14 protein-coding genes are annotated in these 15,042 nt (G+C 65.9%); 3 read left to right on the top strand and 11 right to left on the bottom strand.

Annotated features, from left to right (window positions below; translation table 11 throughout):
• Positions 1-19: 19 nt before the first annotated feature.
• The gene (locus Q368_RS0114085; RefSeq protein ID WP_029459699.1) at positions 20-865 is read right to left on the bottom strand and encodes a hypothetical protein; all 846 of its coding nucleotides are present in this window, start codon (positions 863-865) and stop codon (positions 20-22) included.
• 154 nt (positions 866-1,019) lie between these two features.
• Positions 1,020-1,790, bottom strand: a complete 771-nt coding sequence (locus tag Q368_RS0114090; protein WP_029459700.1) for an SGNH/GDSL hydrolase family protein — start codon at positions 1,788-1,790, stop codon at positions 1,020-1,022.
• Positions 1,791-2,008: 218 nt separating this feature from the next.
• Between Q368_RS0114090 and Q368_RS0114095 the strand changes: the two genes are divergently transcribed.
• The gene (locus Q368_RS0114095) at positions 2,009-2,428 is read left to right on the top strand and encodes a DUF2147 domain-containing protein (RefSeq protein ID WP_029459701.1); all 420 of its coding nucleotides are present in this window, start codon (positions 2,009-2,011) and stop codon (positions 2,426-2,428) included.
• On the top strand, positions 2,425-3,306 hold the full coding sequence (locus tag Q368_RS0114100) for a DUF1176 domain-containing protein (protein ID WP_245611350.1): 882 nt from the start codon (positions 2,425-2,427) through the stop codon (positions 3,304-3,306). Before Q368_RS0114095 ends, Q368_RS0114100 begins: the two co-directional genes overlap by 4 nt.
• A 153-nt stretch (positions 3,307-3,459) precedes the next feature.
• Here the strand turns inward: Q368_RS0114100 and Q368_RS0114105 are convergent, their stop codons facing one another.
• From Q368_RS0114105 to rpsB, 9 genes are all read right to left on the bottom strand, one after another.
• Entirely contained in the window at positions 3,460-3,801 is a 342-nt protein-coding gene (locus tag Q368_RS0114105; RefSeq protein WP_029459703.1) for a P-II family nitrogen regulator, read from the bottom strand.
• A 25-nt stretch (positions 3,802-3,826) separates the two neighbouring features.
• Positions 3,827-5,158, bottom strand: a complete 1,332-nt coding sequence (locus Q368_RS0114110; protein ID WP_245611351.1) for an ammonium transporter — start codon at positions 5,156-5,158, stop codon at positions 3,827-3,829.
• Positions 5,159-5,800: 642 nt separating this feature from the next.
• Positions 5,801-6,427, bottom strand: a complete 627-nt coding sequence (upp, locus tag Q368_RS0114115) for a uracil phosphoribosyltransferase (RefSeq protein WP_029459705.1) — start codon at positions 6,425-6,427, stop codon at positions 5,801-5,803.
• 133 nt (positions 6,428-6,560) lie between these two features.
• The gene (locus Q368_RS23215) at positions 6,561-9,827 is read right to left on the bottom strand and encodes an ATP-binding protein (protein WP_084158801.1); all 3,267 of its coding nucleotides are present in this window, start codon (positions 9,825-9,827) and stop codon (positions 6,561-6,563) included.
• 166 nt (positions 9,828-9,993) lie between these two features.
• Positions 9,994-10,692 (bottom strand): polyprenyl diphosphate synthase, encoded by a 699-nt coding sequence (uppS, locus tag Q368_RS0114125; protein ID WP_245611354.1) that lies wholly within the window; start codon positions 10,690-10,692, stop codon positions 9,994-9,996.
• Positions 10,693-10,733: 41 nt separating this feature from the next.
• Entirely contained in the window at positions 10,734-11,288 is a 555-nt protein-coding gene (frr, locus tag Q368_RS0114130) for a ribosome recycling factor (protein ID WP_029459708.1), read from the bottom strand.
• Position 11,289: 1 nt separating this feature from the next.
• Positions 11,290-12,012, bottom strand: coding sequence for a UMP kinase (gene pyrH, locus Q368_RS0114135; RefSeq protein ID WP_029459709.1), 723 nt, complete (start codon positions 12,010-12,012; stop codon positions 11,290-11,292).
• A gap of 109 nt (positions 12,013-12,121) precedes the next feature.
• A complete protein-coding gene (gene tsf, locus Q368_RS0114140) occupies positions 12,122-12,727 on the bottom strand; it encodes a translation elongation factor Ts (protein WP_029459710.1) in 606 nt (201 codons plus the stop codon).
• Between the two features lie 12 nt (positions 12,728-12,739).
• On the bottom strand, positions 12,740-13,528 hold the full coding sequence (gene rpsB / locus Q368_RS0114145; protein ID WP_029459711.1) for a 30S ribosomal protein S2: 789 nt from the start codon (positions 13,526-13,528) through the stop codon (positions 12,740-12,742).
• Between the two features lie 203 nt (positions 13,529-13,731).
• On the opposite strand from rpsB, the gene Q368_RS0114150 reads away from it, so the two are divergent.
• A complete protein-coding gene (locus tag Q368_RS0114150; protein ID WP_029459712.1) occupies positions 13,732-14,895 on the top strand; it encodes a hypothetical protein in 1,164 nt (387 codons plus the stop codon).
• Positions 14,896-15,042: the final 147 nt, after the last annotated feature.

Consider the following 15,042-nt stretch of genomic DNA (forward strand, 5'->3'; position numbering starts at 1 on the left):
CGGCGCGATCGCGCCGTGGTCAGTTGCGCTTGTCGAAGCTCTCGCTGGCCGCGGCCACGCCGTAGGCGAAAACCATGCCGGCCACGCCGAGCAAGGGAGCGTAATAGGCCGGGGCGGCCAGTGCGAAACGAATGAAAAGCGTGGCCAGGGCGAAGCCGGAGTTGCGAAACACCGAGTAAAAAGCCGGCTGGTAGGTGTGGGACAGCAGCACGATGAAAATGTCGCTGAAGATGAGCACGGTGTAAAAGACCGTGAAGAAGTCGTGCGCCTCCCCGGTGAGGGCGCTTTGCCAGGCGACCCACAACCCGAAGGTCAGGAAGAAGACGAGCAGGCAAAACGCGAGGAATTTCTTGTTGGCCACAAAGGGATACAGCCACGGCCCCTTGGGCGCTTGCGGTTTTTTGCTGTAGCGGCGGTAATACATGCCAAGGCCGATGAAGCACAGCAGCGCACCCGCGCCGTCGGCGAGCATGGGCAAAAGCACGTGGACGGATTCGATGAGGATGATGGGCTCGTGGAGGTGAACCAGTTCCTTGAAGGCGTCGCGCAGCAGGATCAGGCACAGAATTTCGAACTGCTTGCCCAGGGACTTGGTCACCGAACAAGGCAGCACGAAGATGAGGTCCACGACCTCCTGGATGAGCACCAGCGTGAAGGCCAGGTTGATGGCGTAGAAATGGGACGTGGGCGTAAGTCTGGCCAGCACCGGCGGCACCAGTCCCCGGCGGTTCAATTCTATGCCGATCAGGCCGATGCAAAACGCCGCGACCTGGCTCATGGCCACCGCGCGCCGCGTCTTGGGGTTTTCCCAAAAGGAATGCAACGGATCGAACAGATTCGTGGAGAATTCGTAGAAGGTCATCATGCTCTCTGCTTCCGGCCGCCTTATGCCAAAGGCCCGGGAGAAAGGAAAGCCCGCAGGTACCGCCTGAAAGACATTTCACGCGCCGCAGTGCAATCGCACTGCTTAGAATCCGCGGAACCGGAAGAGATGCGCGCGAACCGGCAATCGGCCTCGTTCAGGGCTTGCCGGTGGCCAGGGCCTTGCGGGCCGCAGCATAAACGGTGTCGCGCCAGACCGCGGCGGCTTTTGCGCCCAGATGCACGCCGTCCACGGTAAAGCCGTCCGGCTGGCCCTTGCGCCAAGTCTCGAGCACGGCGTCGACGTCGGCCACGGTCACGCCCAGGCGCTGTCCGATCTCCCGGATGCGGTCGTTGTAGGCCGGAATGCTGGCGTGATCGAACTTGTCCGCAGCGAACTTTCCGGTTTCCATAGGCGGCAGGGTGACGAGCACGAGCACCCGGCCGCTGTCGAGAACGGAGCGGGCGAGGGCTTCGTAGCCGGCGGCGAAGCGCTCGGGCGTGGCCACATTGTTCCCGAAGGCATCGTTGGCGCCCATGGACACGATCACCAGCGGCCCCTTCGAATCCGCCAGGATCTGACGCAGAAACGGCAGGGACTCCAGGGCCTTTGAACCAGATATGCCCGTATTGATGACATTGAGACCGTCCAAGGTGGGGAAATACATCTGCTCGACGATGCTGTCGCCGAACACGACGACAAAGGGGGCATCAAGGGACAGCAGCTGTTTCAATATAATGCCGGATCGCGTCCGGTTGTACAATCCGCCAAGGTCGTTCATAACCTCGTTGACCGTATTGACGTTGGTCGCTATTTCCCGCAACTGCCCGTCTACGGTATCCCATCCTCTCTTGTAATAGAATGCCGCAAAGGTCAAAAGGGCGACGCTGCTGCAAAGCAGCCAGACGATGGCTTTGTTGTATCGCAAGGGGGACCGTGCCGGTGGGAAGAGGTTGAGCCAATCAGGCCGTAAGCGGCAGTCAGTAACAGATTCCCGTCCCGGCGTAAACCACGCGCCACATCCCCACACCGAAAAACACGGGCCGGCCTTGACGCGACCGCGCTCCCGGGGGAAAAAAGCACACTCCGGCCAAGCGCCCTCCCGCAAGACCACCGGGCCGGCAACCCGTGACAAGGAGACCCGCCATGCGCAGACTCGCCGTCCTTTTCGCCCTGTCCCTGCTCTGTTGCGCCACTGCCGCCCGCGCCGCCGACGTTCCCGACCTGCGCGGCGTATGGCGCACCGTCGACCACGAAGGCATCACCACCGGCAGCCGCCACTTTCCCCAGGCGGACCAGGAGCCGCGCTTCGTGAAGAGCGCCTTCGTCATGGAGATCACCCGCCAGGAAGGCCGACGTTTTCTCGGCGTCAAGAAAAGCGACAAGCACCAGGAACGCATCATGGGACTTGTGGCCTACGACAACGTGACCGTGCACATCCTGGAGGAGGAAGGCGCTTTCCACGGCCGCCTGCTGCCTGACGGCTCCCTGGAGCTCATCTACAGCCACGATGCCGGCGGCAGGCAGGCCATCGGCATCGCCCGCTACGTCAAGGAGAAGCCGTGAGCCGCCCGCGGCATCGCCATGCCCTGCACGGGCTCGCGCCGCTCCTCCTGAGGGCCGTATTGCTCTCCTTTTGCTTTTGTCCGTCGCCCGGCGCGGTCCTGGCCGCAGGCATGGACTGCGCCAAGGCCGCCACCGCGGTGGAGAAAACCATCTGCGCCGATCCTGCCCTGCGCGAGGCCGACAGCGCCATGGCCGACGCCTTTTCAGATCTGCTGGCGACGACCCCGGACCAGGACAAGGCAGCGCTACGCGCCGCCCAGCGCCAGTGGCTGTCGGTCCGAAACGCCTGCCCGGACGCCGCCTGTTTGCAAAAGCATCTTGCCGCCCGGCTCGACGCCCTTCGCAAGGCGCAGGCGGCGGCGCGACAACGCTTTCTGGAGGATCGTGCCAAGCTGCGGGCCGTGCTCCACTGGCCCGCGACCTGCGAGGCGTCCTATCAGGAGATGCTCTCCCCCGAGGGCATGCAGGTTCCCGTAACCGGCCCGGGCGTCGAGACCTTCCCTTTGCAGGAAGGCCGGACGCTGTACCTGGTGCAATGCGACCGGGCGGCCTACCAATCCATGTTCACGGCTGTGCTTCAGGAGAAACCGGGCAGTCCGGGCAAGACGCTGCGCTTCCCCACGGTTGCCGACAGTGCTGCGCATGCGCCGCCCACCCTCGAGGAAGAACTCGTCGGAGAGCCGGATTTCGATGCCGCGAAAGGCGAGCTGACCCTGCTGACCAAGGCGCGCGGTGCGGGCGATTGCGGTTCGCGGGCCGTGTACGCCTTCCCGCCGGGCGGGGACGCGACACTTGTGGAACTGCGCATAAAGGAGTGCCCCCGCACGTCAAAGGCCTATGTGCCGCCGCAGCGCTGGCCGCTGGTGCAAATCCGGTAGCCCCCGCCGGCAGTGCGCCGTATGGCGCAGCGATCGCTTGAGTTTCGACCCGTTTCACAAACGCGGCGCAACACAGCGTCGCGACAATGCAAAAGGCCCTTCCCGCCGGCGGGAAGGGCCTTTGTTTTTCGGGTTACGACCGAATCCTGACGTCTAGCCGAGGATACCGGTGCCGGATTCGCCGGTGCGGATGCGGCGGGCGTCCACGATGTCCTGGACGAAGATCATACCGTCGCCTTCCTTGCCGGTCTGCGCGCCTGTGGTGATGGCGTCCATGACCTCGGCGACCTTGGAGTCGGCAACGGCCACTTCGAGACGGACTTTCTTGAGCAGGTTCACTTCGACGATAACGCCGCGGTACTGTTCCGTATAGCCCTTCTGGCGGCCGGAGCCGGCGATGTTGGTGACGGACATGCCGTGGACGCCCTTGGCATAGAGGGCCTGCTTGACGGCATTGAGCTGTTCGGGCCGAAAGTAGGCAATAACGAGTTTCATATGCGTATCTCCCGCGTTCCGCTGATTACTCGGTGATGAAGATCTGGAAGCCGCTGTAGGCCTCGGAGCCGTGCTCGGTGATGTCGAGGCCCTTGAGCTCCTCTTCCTCGGAAACGCGGATGCCGGTGGTGGCCTTGAGCAGCGAGAAGACGATGAAGCCGGTGCCGAAAGCCCAGATGAAGACCGAGCCCACGCCGATGACCTGGGTGATGAGCTGGGTCAGGCCGCCGCCGTAGAACAGGCCGGCGACGCCGCCGAAATCGGGGTTGGCGAGCAGGCCGACCATGAGGGTGCCGAAGGCGCCGCACACGCCGTGCACGGAAATGGCTCCGACGGGATCGTCGATCTTGAGGACCTTGTCGATGAATTCGACGGAGATGACGACGAGGATGCCGGCGCACAGGCCGATGATGATCGCGCCCATGGGCGAGACGTTGGCACAACCGGCGGTGATGGCCACGAGGCCGGCCAGGACGCCGTTTAAGGACATGGACACGTCGGGCTTCCCGTAGCGGATCCAGGTGGTCATCATGGCCGTGAGCGCGGCGGCACAGCCGGCCAGGTTGGTGGTGACGGCGATGAGGCCGATGTTGCCCGTGGCGGTGGTGGTGGAGCCGGGGTTGAATCCGAACCAGCCGAACCAGAGGATGAAGACGCCAAGGGCCACGAGGGGCAGGTTATGCCCGAGGATGGCGCGGGAAACGCCGTCAGGAGTGTACTTGCCGAGACGCGGGCCGATCAGCATGGCTCCGGCCAGGGAGATCCAGCCACCCACGGAGTGGACGACGGTGGAGCCGGCGAAGTCGATCATGGGAGCGTCGAGCTTGGACAGCCAGCCGCCGCCCCAGATCCAGTGGCCGGAGACGGGGTAGATGAGGGCGGTGACCACGAAGCTCAGGATCAGGTAGGACACGAACTTGGTGCGCTCGGCGATGGCGCCGGAGACGATGGTCACGGCCGTGGCGGCGAAGACGCACTGGAAGAACCAGTAGGTGTAGGTCCACAGGCCGTCGGGCGTATCGGTGACCGCCTCGGACAGACCGAAGTTGGAAAAGCCGATGAAGCCGCCGATGTCCGTGCCGAACATGAGCGCGTAGCCGAACAGAAAGAAGGCGATGGAGCCGGCGGCGAAATCGAACATATTTTTCATGAGGATGTTGCCGGCGTTTTTCGCGCGGGTGAGCCCGGTTTCGACCATGGCGAAGCCGGCCTGCATGAACATGACGAGGACGCCGGCAATGAGCGTCCAGACGGTGTTGCCGTTCATGATGCTGAGGAACTCGGGCTTGGCGGCCTCTTCCTCGGCCAGGGCCAGGGCGGGCAACGCCAGGAGCACCAGCGCCGCGAACAAAACCATTTTGTAAAAATTCTTCCTGCTTGCCATAAACCCCCCTTCTTTTAAGAAGATCGTTGAATTTTTTCGGCTTGTCAGCCGCCGAAAACCCACCTCATGCGTTCAGGACCGCTCTCCTCGGCCCCGTCCACTTTCTGCAAACCTGGGACCAATCAGGCATCACTTTGATTTATTACGATATTTTGCAAAAGGCCCATCTGGCTTCCTACAGAATTGAGGGACCGGGTACATTCTTCATACAAATTTGAAACTCATTGCGCAGATGCAATCAATGCCCTGATAACGCCAAAAACAGGGCATACCTTGCACAACGCGTCTTTCCTGGCAAGAAAAAAATGACATTTTTGGCAGTCATCATTACGCCATGGACAGACTGCGGAAAGGATCGTGTCACCTGAGGCGGGAACGCGAAGTTGTCGCACGGCGCAAGGTCGCGGTGCGACCCGACGGAAGCGAGGGCGACGGGGGCGTGTGCGCGGCGGGAACCGGTGCGCACGACTTGGAGGCTTCAGGGACAAGGCCGGCAGGACGCCGGCGGACGGGGAAACGCCCCGGCCTCCGGGAGCGGGTGCGAGGGAGGCGCACCTGGGGCGGGAGCCGACAGCAGGAAGGGGCGCGGCCGGGGGACGTGACGCCCCGACCGCGCTATTTCGTGCCGAAAATCTTGTCGCCGGCGTCGCCGAGGCCGGGCAGGATGTAGCCCTGCTCGTTGAGGCGCTCGTCGATGGCCGCGGTATAGACGGCCACGTCCGGATGCTCGCGTTCCAGGCGTGCAAGGCCCTCCGGGGCGCAGACCAGGAACAGTCCCATGATGTCGCGGCAGCCCGCTTCCTTGAGCAGGTTGATGGTGGCGATGAGCGTGCCGCCCGTGGCCAGCATGGGGTCGAGGATCATGGCGCGGCGCTTGTGGATCTTCTTGGCCAGCTTGACGTAGTAGCGCACCGGCTCGAGGGTTTCCTCGTTGCGGTACATGCCGACCACGCTGACCTTGGCCCCGGGGATCATGTCCAGCACGCCGTCCATCATGCCGAGCCCTGCCCGCAGGATGGGCACGACCGTGATCTTCTTGCCCACGATGCGGTCCACTTCCACGGTGCCGGCCCAGCCGTTGATGGTCACTTTTTCGGTGGGCAGGGATTTGGTGGCCTCGTAGGTGAGCAGGCGGGCGATTTCTCCGGCCAGTTCGCGGAATTCCTTGGTGGTGCGGCCGTTTTCGCGCAGATGGCCGAGTTTGTGGCGCACCAGGGGATGATCGACGACAGTGACGGGCATGGGCTGCTCCTGGCGTTTGAAGTTTGTGGGCGATGGCGACCGGCGCCGCATGCGGCAGCCCGGGCGTGGACAAGCAGATAACGGAATTCGGCCCGGGAGGCCAATGCCGCGCCGCTGCCCGGTGCCGGCCCGTTTACGGCTCCAGTGCGGCGGCCACCCGTGCCAGTTCCCGCACGAGCGCATCCACGGCCCGCCGCAGCCCTTCCCCGTTCCCGGATGCGGCCAGGGAGAAGACCTCCTCGGCCAGCAGGCGGCAGCCGTCCGCGCCGATGGCCCCGCAGCTGTTCTTGATGGAGTGCGCCGTCTGGCCGAGACTTTGGCGATCGTCCCCGGCCAGGGCCGCTTCCAGGCGGCTGCCGTATTGCGGCACTTCCTGCAGGAAAATCCGGCACAACTCGTCGTAGAGTGCCCTGTCGTCGTCGAGGCGGGCCATGGCCTCGACCCGGCGCACCGGATCGGGAGCGGCCGCCTCCCCCACTTCCCGGCGCGAGGCGATGGCCCGCAGTACGTCGGCCAGCTCCCCGAAATCCACGGGCTTGGCCACGAACGCGTCCACCCCGGCCTGGCGGCAGCGCTCGCGAAACGCGGACAGGGCATGGGCGGTCATGGCCACGACGGGCACGGTGCGGCGCGCCTCCCCGGCTTCGCCGGCGCGGATGCGGCGCGTGGCTTCCAGACCGTCCATCTCGGGCATCTCCACGTCCATGAGCACCGCGTCGAAGGGTTCGGCGGCCAGGCGCGCCAGCGCCTCGCGCCCGGAACCGGCCACGGTCAGCTTGTGCCCGAGCCGCGCGAGCAGGACGCGAGCCAGCCGGACGTTCATAGGGTTGTCCTCGGCAAGGAGCAATTGCATGGGGCGCTGCTCCCGGCGCAGCGCGTCGAGACTGCGCGCGCCCTGGCGCGCGGGTTTGGCCAGGGCCTTGTCCCCGGGCGGCAGGGGCGCGCGAAACGTGAAAACGCTGCCCTGGCCCGGCGTGCTTTCCACACTGACGCCGCCGCCCATGAGTTCCGCCATCTGCCGGCAGATCGCCAGCCCCAGTCCCGAGCCGCCGAAGCGGGCCGTGATCTCGCCGCTGCCCTGGCGGTAGGGCTCGAAGATGGAGGACAGGGCCTCGGGCGCGATGCCGGGGCCCGTATCGGTAACGCGAAATTCCAGCCACTCGGCTTCGCCGGCATGGCCCGGCGGCGGCGCGACAGGTCGCACGCGCAGGGTCACGCCGCCTTTTTCCGTGAACTTGACGGCATTGCCCACGAGGTTGGCCAGCACCTGGCGCAGCCGGGCCGGGTCGCCGCGGACCACGGCGGGGCAGGAGCGGTCGGGCAGCAAACGCAGGCGCAGGCCCTTGTCCCGCGCCTGGGGCGCGAAGGAACGCACCACGGCCGCAAGCAGCCCGGCCAGGGAGAAATGTTCGTCGCGTAGGGTGAGGCTCTTGGCCTCGGCGCGGGAGAAATCCAGCAGGTCGCCGACGAGGTCTAGCAGGCCCCTGGCCGCTTCCAGCACGTTTTCCAGGTGGTCGCGGATCTCCGGCGACAGCCGCGATTGCAGGCTGATGTCGGTCAGCCCGATGATGGAATTAAGCGGCGTGCGGATGTCGTGGCTCATCTTGGCCAGAAAGTCCGACTTGGCGCGATTGGCCTCTTCGGCCGCCTCCTTGGCCGCCTCGAGCTGGCGCTCCACCTCCCTTTGCTGGCTCACGTCCATGAGGCACTCGATATGCCCCCAGACCGCGCCCCGCGCGTCGAGGATCGGCGCGCTGTAGGCCAGGAAGGGCATGCCGAGCAGAGCCTCTTCGCCCGGCGTGGACGCGCGCACGCGCACCCCCGTCCCTGCGCGCGGCTCGCCCAGCGGACAGTCGGGACAGGCCGTTTGCAGGCCGTGAAAGACCTCGTGGCAGTGGCGGCCGAGCACGTCCTCGCGCGGCAGGCGCATGGCGCGCAGCAGGTTGTCCCCAACGTCCACCACGCGCAGTTCGCGATCCACCACGTGGACGTAGCCGGGAATGGCGTCGAAGATGGCGCGCAACCGGTTGTGCATGTGGGTCAGTTCGGACGTGCGCTCGCCCACGCGCGCCTCCAGGGTCTTGTTGGAGGCGGCGATGAGGGCGTGCTGGCGCTTGAGCCCCTCGATGGCCTGGCGGAGCTGGCCGGCCATGCGCTCGAAGGCCCTGGCCAGAAGCAGCATCTCCCGGCCCCGGGGCGCGGGCAGGGCCAGCTCCCACTGCCCGCGCGACAGGGCGTCGGCGGCGCCGGCCAGCCGCTCGGCGGGCAAGGCGATGCGCCGGGCCATGAAAACGCCGACCCCGGCCGCGGCCGCCAGAGCCAGGACGCCCACGGCCACGCTTTGTCGCATGCCCGCCTCGATACGCCCCATGAAATCCGAGGCCGGGGCCGCAACCACGAGCAGCCAGTCGATGCCATGGCCGTCGGCAAACGGTTCGGCCAGCACGTAGATGTCGCCGGCGGCGCTTGGAGCCTGGGTCAGCCGCGGGCCGTCGATGCCGGCCAAGCCGCCCGGCACATCGCGCAGATGGGCGACGGCGGCGGCGAGCAAGGCGTCGCCGGCTTCCCCGGCTTGCAGGAGCGCGTACGAACCGTCCGGCCTGGGCTCGAGGATGCGTTTGCTTTCCAGGGTGGAGGCGGCCACGAGCGCACCCGTGCGTTCGAGCAGATAAACCGCGCCGCGCCGTCCCACCGTGATGGTGCGCAAGAACTCGTGGATGCGCGTCAGTGGATAATCCGCGCCGAACACGCCGCGAAGCGTCCCGTCCGGGGCATAGGCCGGCAGGCAGGCGGTGAGGGTGGGCACGCCCAGGGCGAAGTGGCGGTAGACCGGGGTCCAGACGGGCCCTGCGGCCGCGACTGCGGCCTTGTACCAAGGGCGGGTGCGGGGATCGAAGTTCTTGTAGACCTGTTTGAGTTCGCCGGCGTCGCCAGCGGCCGTGACCGCGTAGTTGTGGGAATCCCCGCCGGTTTCGACACCGGCGCGCACGACCTGCACGTCGTTTGGGGCGAGACGGCGCGCGCCGTAGAACTCGCCCTGCGGGGTGCCGAAAAAGCTGTAGGCCACGGACGGATTGGCTTCGATGACGGCCGTGAAATAGCGTTGGACGTTGCGGGGGTCGCCGGGATCGAGCAGGCCGCGGCGGAGTGCTTCTGCGTTGAGGTCGTTGAGGGCGACGGGCACGCTCAGGTAGGCGCCCAGGGTCTGGCGCACGCGGGCGAGCACCTCGCCGCGCAACTGTCCGGCGGCGTTGCCCACGGCCTCCCGGCCGCCCCGAAGCTCCAGCCAGCCGATCAACGCGCCGGTCACGAGCACGAGCAGCAGCACGGGGAAGGTGAGCCAGACCCGAAGGGACGGCTCACGCACCGGATCGGACGCCATGGGGAAACGCTTGGGCATGGCTGCTCGACGCGTGGCTGAGGGTTGCGACCGGCAACACGGAGGCTGCGAAGCGTTACTCTAACGTCAGGGCCGGGGTCGGTGTCAATTGGAAGCGCGATGCGCCGGAAAATGCGTCCCGGCAAGGCGGGCGCGGCGATCCGGGTTTCGAACCGCCGCACACCGGTTACGAAGCGTCTTTTTCGCCCCGGGTGGCGGCAACCTGCTCGCCGGTGAGGCCGAAGCGGCGGGTGCGGCCCTTGAATTCGGCCAGGACCGCGTCGAGTGCGGCCGGAGTGAAATCCGGCCAGAGGGTGTCTGGAAAGGCGAACTCGCTGTAGGCGGACTGCCACAGCAGGTAGCCGGACAGGCGCATTTCGCCGCTGGTGCGGATGATGAGGTCGGGATCGGGTTGGCCGGCGGTGTAGAGTTCGGCGGCGAGCCTCTCCTCGGTCACGGCCTCGGGCGGCACGCCTTGGGCGATGAGCCGCCGGCAGGCGCGCAACACCTCTTCGCGGCCGGAATAATTGAGCGCCAGATTGAGCGTCATCTCCGTGCAGTGGGCCGTTTTGCCGATGACGTGGGAGAGTACCTTGCGCGTGGCCAGGGGCAGGTCGGCCATTTCGCCGAGCACCAGGAAGCGGATGGACTGTTGCAGCAGGGTGTCCAGTTCCCGGTTGAGGAAGCGCACGAGCAGGTCGAAGAGGAACTTGACCTCGTCGGCCGGGCGTCCCCAGTTCTCCTTGGAAAAGGTGTAGAGCGTCAGGTGGCGGATGCCCAGCTCGCGGCAACGGGTGACCACCCCGCGGGCGGCTTCGGTGCCGGCCCGGTGGCCTTCGCTGCGGGGCAGACCCCGCGAGGTGGCCCAACGGCCGTTGCCGTCCATGATGATGGCCACGTGCCTGGGAAGAGACGTGGAATCTGCCACTAGATCTCCATGATTTCCTTTTCTTTCTTGGCCAGGGCCTCATCGGTCTTGGCGATGTAGGCGTCGGTGAGCTTCTGGACGTCTTCCTGGCCCTTGTGCTGGTCGTCCTCGCTGATGGCCTTGTCGTTCTTCTTTTTTTTGAGGCCTTCGTTGGCGTCGCGGCGGACGTTGCGCACGGCGACCTTGGCCTCTTCGGCGTATTTCTTGGCGACCTTGGCCAGGTCCTTGCGGCGGTCCTCGGTCAGCGGCGGGATCGAGATGCGGATGATCTTGCCGTCGTTGACCGGGGTGAGCCCGAGGTCGGACTTGAGGATGGCCTTTTCCACGTCGTTGAAGGCCTTGCGGTCCCAGGGCTGGATGGTGATGGTGCGGCTGTCCGGCGTGGAAACGGACGCGATCTGGTCAAGCGGCGTGGCCGTGCCGTAATAGTCCACGCGCACGCCGTCGAGCAGGCTCGTGGTGGCCCTGCCGGTGCGCAACCGCGAAAACTCCTTGTCCAGCGACGCAAGCGCCTTTTTCATGCGCTCTTCGGCGTCCTTGAGCACTTCCTGCATGTCACTCGTCTCCTTTGACCACGGTGCCCACCGGCTCCCCGGTCAGCACGCGGGCCAGATTGCCGGACGTGAACATGTTGAAGACCACGATGGGCAGATTGTTGTCCATGGCGAGGCTTATGGCCGTGGTATCCATGACGCGAAGCCTTTTTCCCAGCACGTCCATGTAGGTTAGCGTGTCGAATTTGACGGCGTCGGCATGCTTGGCCGGGTCCTTGTCGTAGACGCCGTCGACCTTGGTCCCCTTGAGGATGGCGTCGGCCTTGAGTTCCATGGCCCGAAGCGCCGCGGCGGTATCCGTGGTGAAGTACGGATTGCCGGTTCCGGCGGCGCAGATGACCACCCTGCCCTTTTCCAGGTGCCGCAGGGCCCGGCGGCGGATATAGGGCTCGCAGACCTCGCGCATGGTGATGGCCGACATGACGCGGGTGGAAAGTCCCTGCTTCTCCAGGCCTTCCTGCACGGCCAGGGCGTTGAGGACCGTGGCCAGCATGCCCATATAGTCGGCCGAGGCCCTGTCCATGCCGGCGGCCTGGTCCGAGACGCCGCGAAAAATGTTGCCGCCGCCGATGACCAGGGAGATCCTGGCGCCGGCCGCCGCGGCATCGACGATGTCCCGGCAGAAATTGGTGATGGTCAGGTTGTCGATCCCGAAGGGTCGTCCCCCGGCCAACGCCTCGCCACTGATCTTAAGCAAAACCTGGGAAAACCGCAATTTCGACATGGAACCCCCCTGGGTTGCGGGCGGAAGGGGGACGGCCGACGGGCCGCCCCCGACAAGCATGCAAAAAAAACGGGCCTTGCGGCCCGTTTCAAAGTCGGTGCGCGACGGCCTAGGCGGCGTCCTCGCCAAGGGCCATGCGCGTGAAGCGCCCGATCTGCACGTTCTCGCCGAGCACGCCGACGAGCTCGTTGAGCAGGTCCTTGATCGAGACCTTGTCGTCCTTGATGAAGGGCTGCTCAAGCAGGCAGATTTCCTTGTAGAACTTTTTCACGCGGCCCTCGACGATCTTCTCGGCAATGGCTTCGGGCTTGCCCTCTTCCATGGCCTGGTGCTTGAAGATCTCCTTCTCCTTGGCGAGCAGGTCGGCGGGCACCTCCTCGGAGGACAGGCACACCGGGTTGGCGGCGGCGATCTGCATGGCCACGTTTTTGGCGAACTCCAGGAAGCGCTCGGAGCGGGCGACGAAGTCCGTCTCGCACTTGATCTCGACCATGACGCCGAGCTTGCCGTTGGAGTGGATATAGGAACCGATCACGCCTTCGGAGGTGGCGCGGCCGGCGCGCTTCTGGGCCTTGGACAGGCCTTTCTCGCGCAGCCAGGCAACGGCCTTTTCCTCGTCGCCGGAGCATTCGGTCAGGGCTTTCTTGCAGTCCATCATGCCCGCGCCGGTCTTGTCGCGCAGGGCTTTTACGGAGCTTGCGGTAATATCGGCCATGGGGAGGTCCTCCTACTCGTCGGTGGTTTCGGATGCGGTTTCCTCGGCGACGAGGGCCGGGGCGGGTTCGGGCTTTTCGTCCGAGTCATCCTTGTCGGGAGCGGGCGCGGCGTCCTTGTTCTGGGCGTCGCCTTCGAGGCAGGCCTCGGCGATGCTCGCGGCGAAGAGCTTGATGGCCCGGATGGCGTCGTCGTTGCCCGGGATCACGTAGTCGATGACGTCGGGATCGCAGTTGGTGTCCACCACGGCCACGATGGGGATGCCGAGCTTGCGGCATTCCTGCACCGCGATCTCCTCACGCTTGGGATCGATGATGAAGGCGGCCTGGGGCAGGCGGTCCATGTCCTTGATGCCGCCGAGGGTGGCGTTGAGCTTTTCCACCTCGCGGCCCATCATGACGATTTCCTTTTTCGGAAAGCGCTTGATGGAGCCGTCCCCGAACATGCGCTCGAGGTTCTTGAGGCGATCGATGCTCTTCTTGATGGTCTGGAAGTTGGTGAGCATGCCGCCCATCCAACGGTTGGTGACGAAGAACTGGCCCACGCGTTCGGCTTCCTTCTTCACGGACTCCTGCGCCTGGCGCTTGGTGCCGACGAAGATGATGCGGCCGCCGCCGGCCACGACGCTGGCGACGAAGTCATGGGCCTTCTGGTAGAGCTTGACGGTCTGCTGGAGGTCGATGATGTGGATGCCGTTTCGGGCCCCGAAGATGAAGGTGCGCATTTTGGGGTTCCAACGACGGGTCTGGTGACCGAAGTGGACACCGGTCTCGAGCAGCTGTTTCATGGACACGTAAGGCATGGGATCTCCTTGGGTTTTTCCTCCGCTTCGCAGGCGAGCCACCGGACCGCCCGGCACCCAGGAAAAAAGGCGAAGCGTGTGTTTTCGGGAAACGACGGTTTGTAGGCCGCTTCAAAAAAAAAAGCAAGGGGGCAGCGCCCGGCCGCGTTGACACGCCCGCCCCGCGCCGGCTACCCAGCCGCAACCCTCCGAAGGAGCAAAGAGTGCGCATCGAGCTGCACGCGGGACTGAAAAAAACAGGCTCAACGGCCATCCAGGTCGCCCTGGCCCGCAACGCCCAAGCGCTACGCCGCCAGGGCGCGTTCGTGCCGGAAACGGAATTTTCCCAGGCAGGCGCGGCCACGCGCACCTCGGGCAACGCCTACGCCTACGCCCTGACTGCGGCGGAGGCCGCCATCGACCCTGCGGGCGCTGCGGCGCGCGTGGCGCAGCTTGCCGCGGCGCACGCCGCCGCAGCCACGGCTGCCGGCTGCGACCGGCTGCTCCTTTCCTCGGAAGCCCTGTGCGCCCTGCCCCGGGCCGGCTGGCAGGCCCTGGCAGAGGGGTGCGGCAGCGTCGGGGCGCGCGTGCGCTGCATCGTTTTCGAGCGCGACCCGTACGCCTGGTTTTTTTCCGTGTGGCTGCAGGCGCTCAAGCGCGATGGCTGCCCGCACTGGCTGGACGCGGCGCTCGCCGGCAACGAGGAAGGCTACCTGCGGCCGCTGCTGACGCGCCGTGTCCTGGAGGGACTCGGCACGGACGCGTTCGAGACCCTCTTTCTCGATTACGACGCCTGCCGTGGCGACGCCGCCGGGGCCTTCGCCGCCGCCCTGGGGCTCGCCCTGCCCGAGGCAGGGCCACCGGCCCGGTACAACCGGTCGCTGACGGCCGACGAGGTCTTCGCCTTCCTCGCGTGCAACCGGGCAAGCGGCGGCAACATGAAGCTGTGTCAGGAGCTGTGCGACAAGTACGTCCGCGGCGACGCCGACCGGGAGCCGTTTTTTTTCTTCGATCCCGCAGTGCAGGCGCGCATTCACGCCTTTCTCGCGGCCCACGGCGCGGACCGGCCCAAGGCGGCCTACGCCGGCGCGCCCAACCTGACCGAGGCGGCCCTTGCGGCGGGCGTGGCGCCCCTGGCGCGGCTCGTTGCCGCCATGCTCGGCGACGCCGTGGCCCATTTCCGGGATTTTTCCGGCTCGGTCGCGGCCCTGGCCCTGCACAAGGCCCGCCATTTCGCCGCCTCGCCGGCCCGGACACTGGTCCCGGACGACTTCGACGTCCTGTGCTACCTGATCGCCAATCCCGACGTGCTGGCCGCGGACTGCGACCCCTACCGGCATTTCGTGGAATGCGGCCAGCGCGAAGGCCGCACGTACCGGCGCTTTTAAGGGAAGAGAGAGGACGGGGGAAACGCCTCCGGCGGCCAAAGGGCTACCGCCCTCTGGACTCCCTTAAGGGTTCCACGGCATTGCCATTCCAGCCCTTGCCGAAGTTGGGAAACCGAGCTGTTGTGAAAACCTGGAGACTCTCGCAGC

Origin of the sequence: Solidesulfovibrio alcoholivorans DSM 5433, from assembly GCF_000702665.1 — a bacterium.
GTDB lineage: Bacteria > Desulfobacterota > Desulfovibrionia > Desulfovibrionales > Desulfovibrionaceae > Solidesulfovibrio > Solidesulfovibrio alcoholivorans.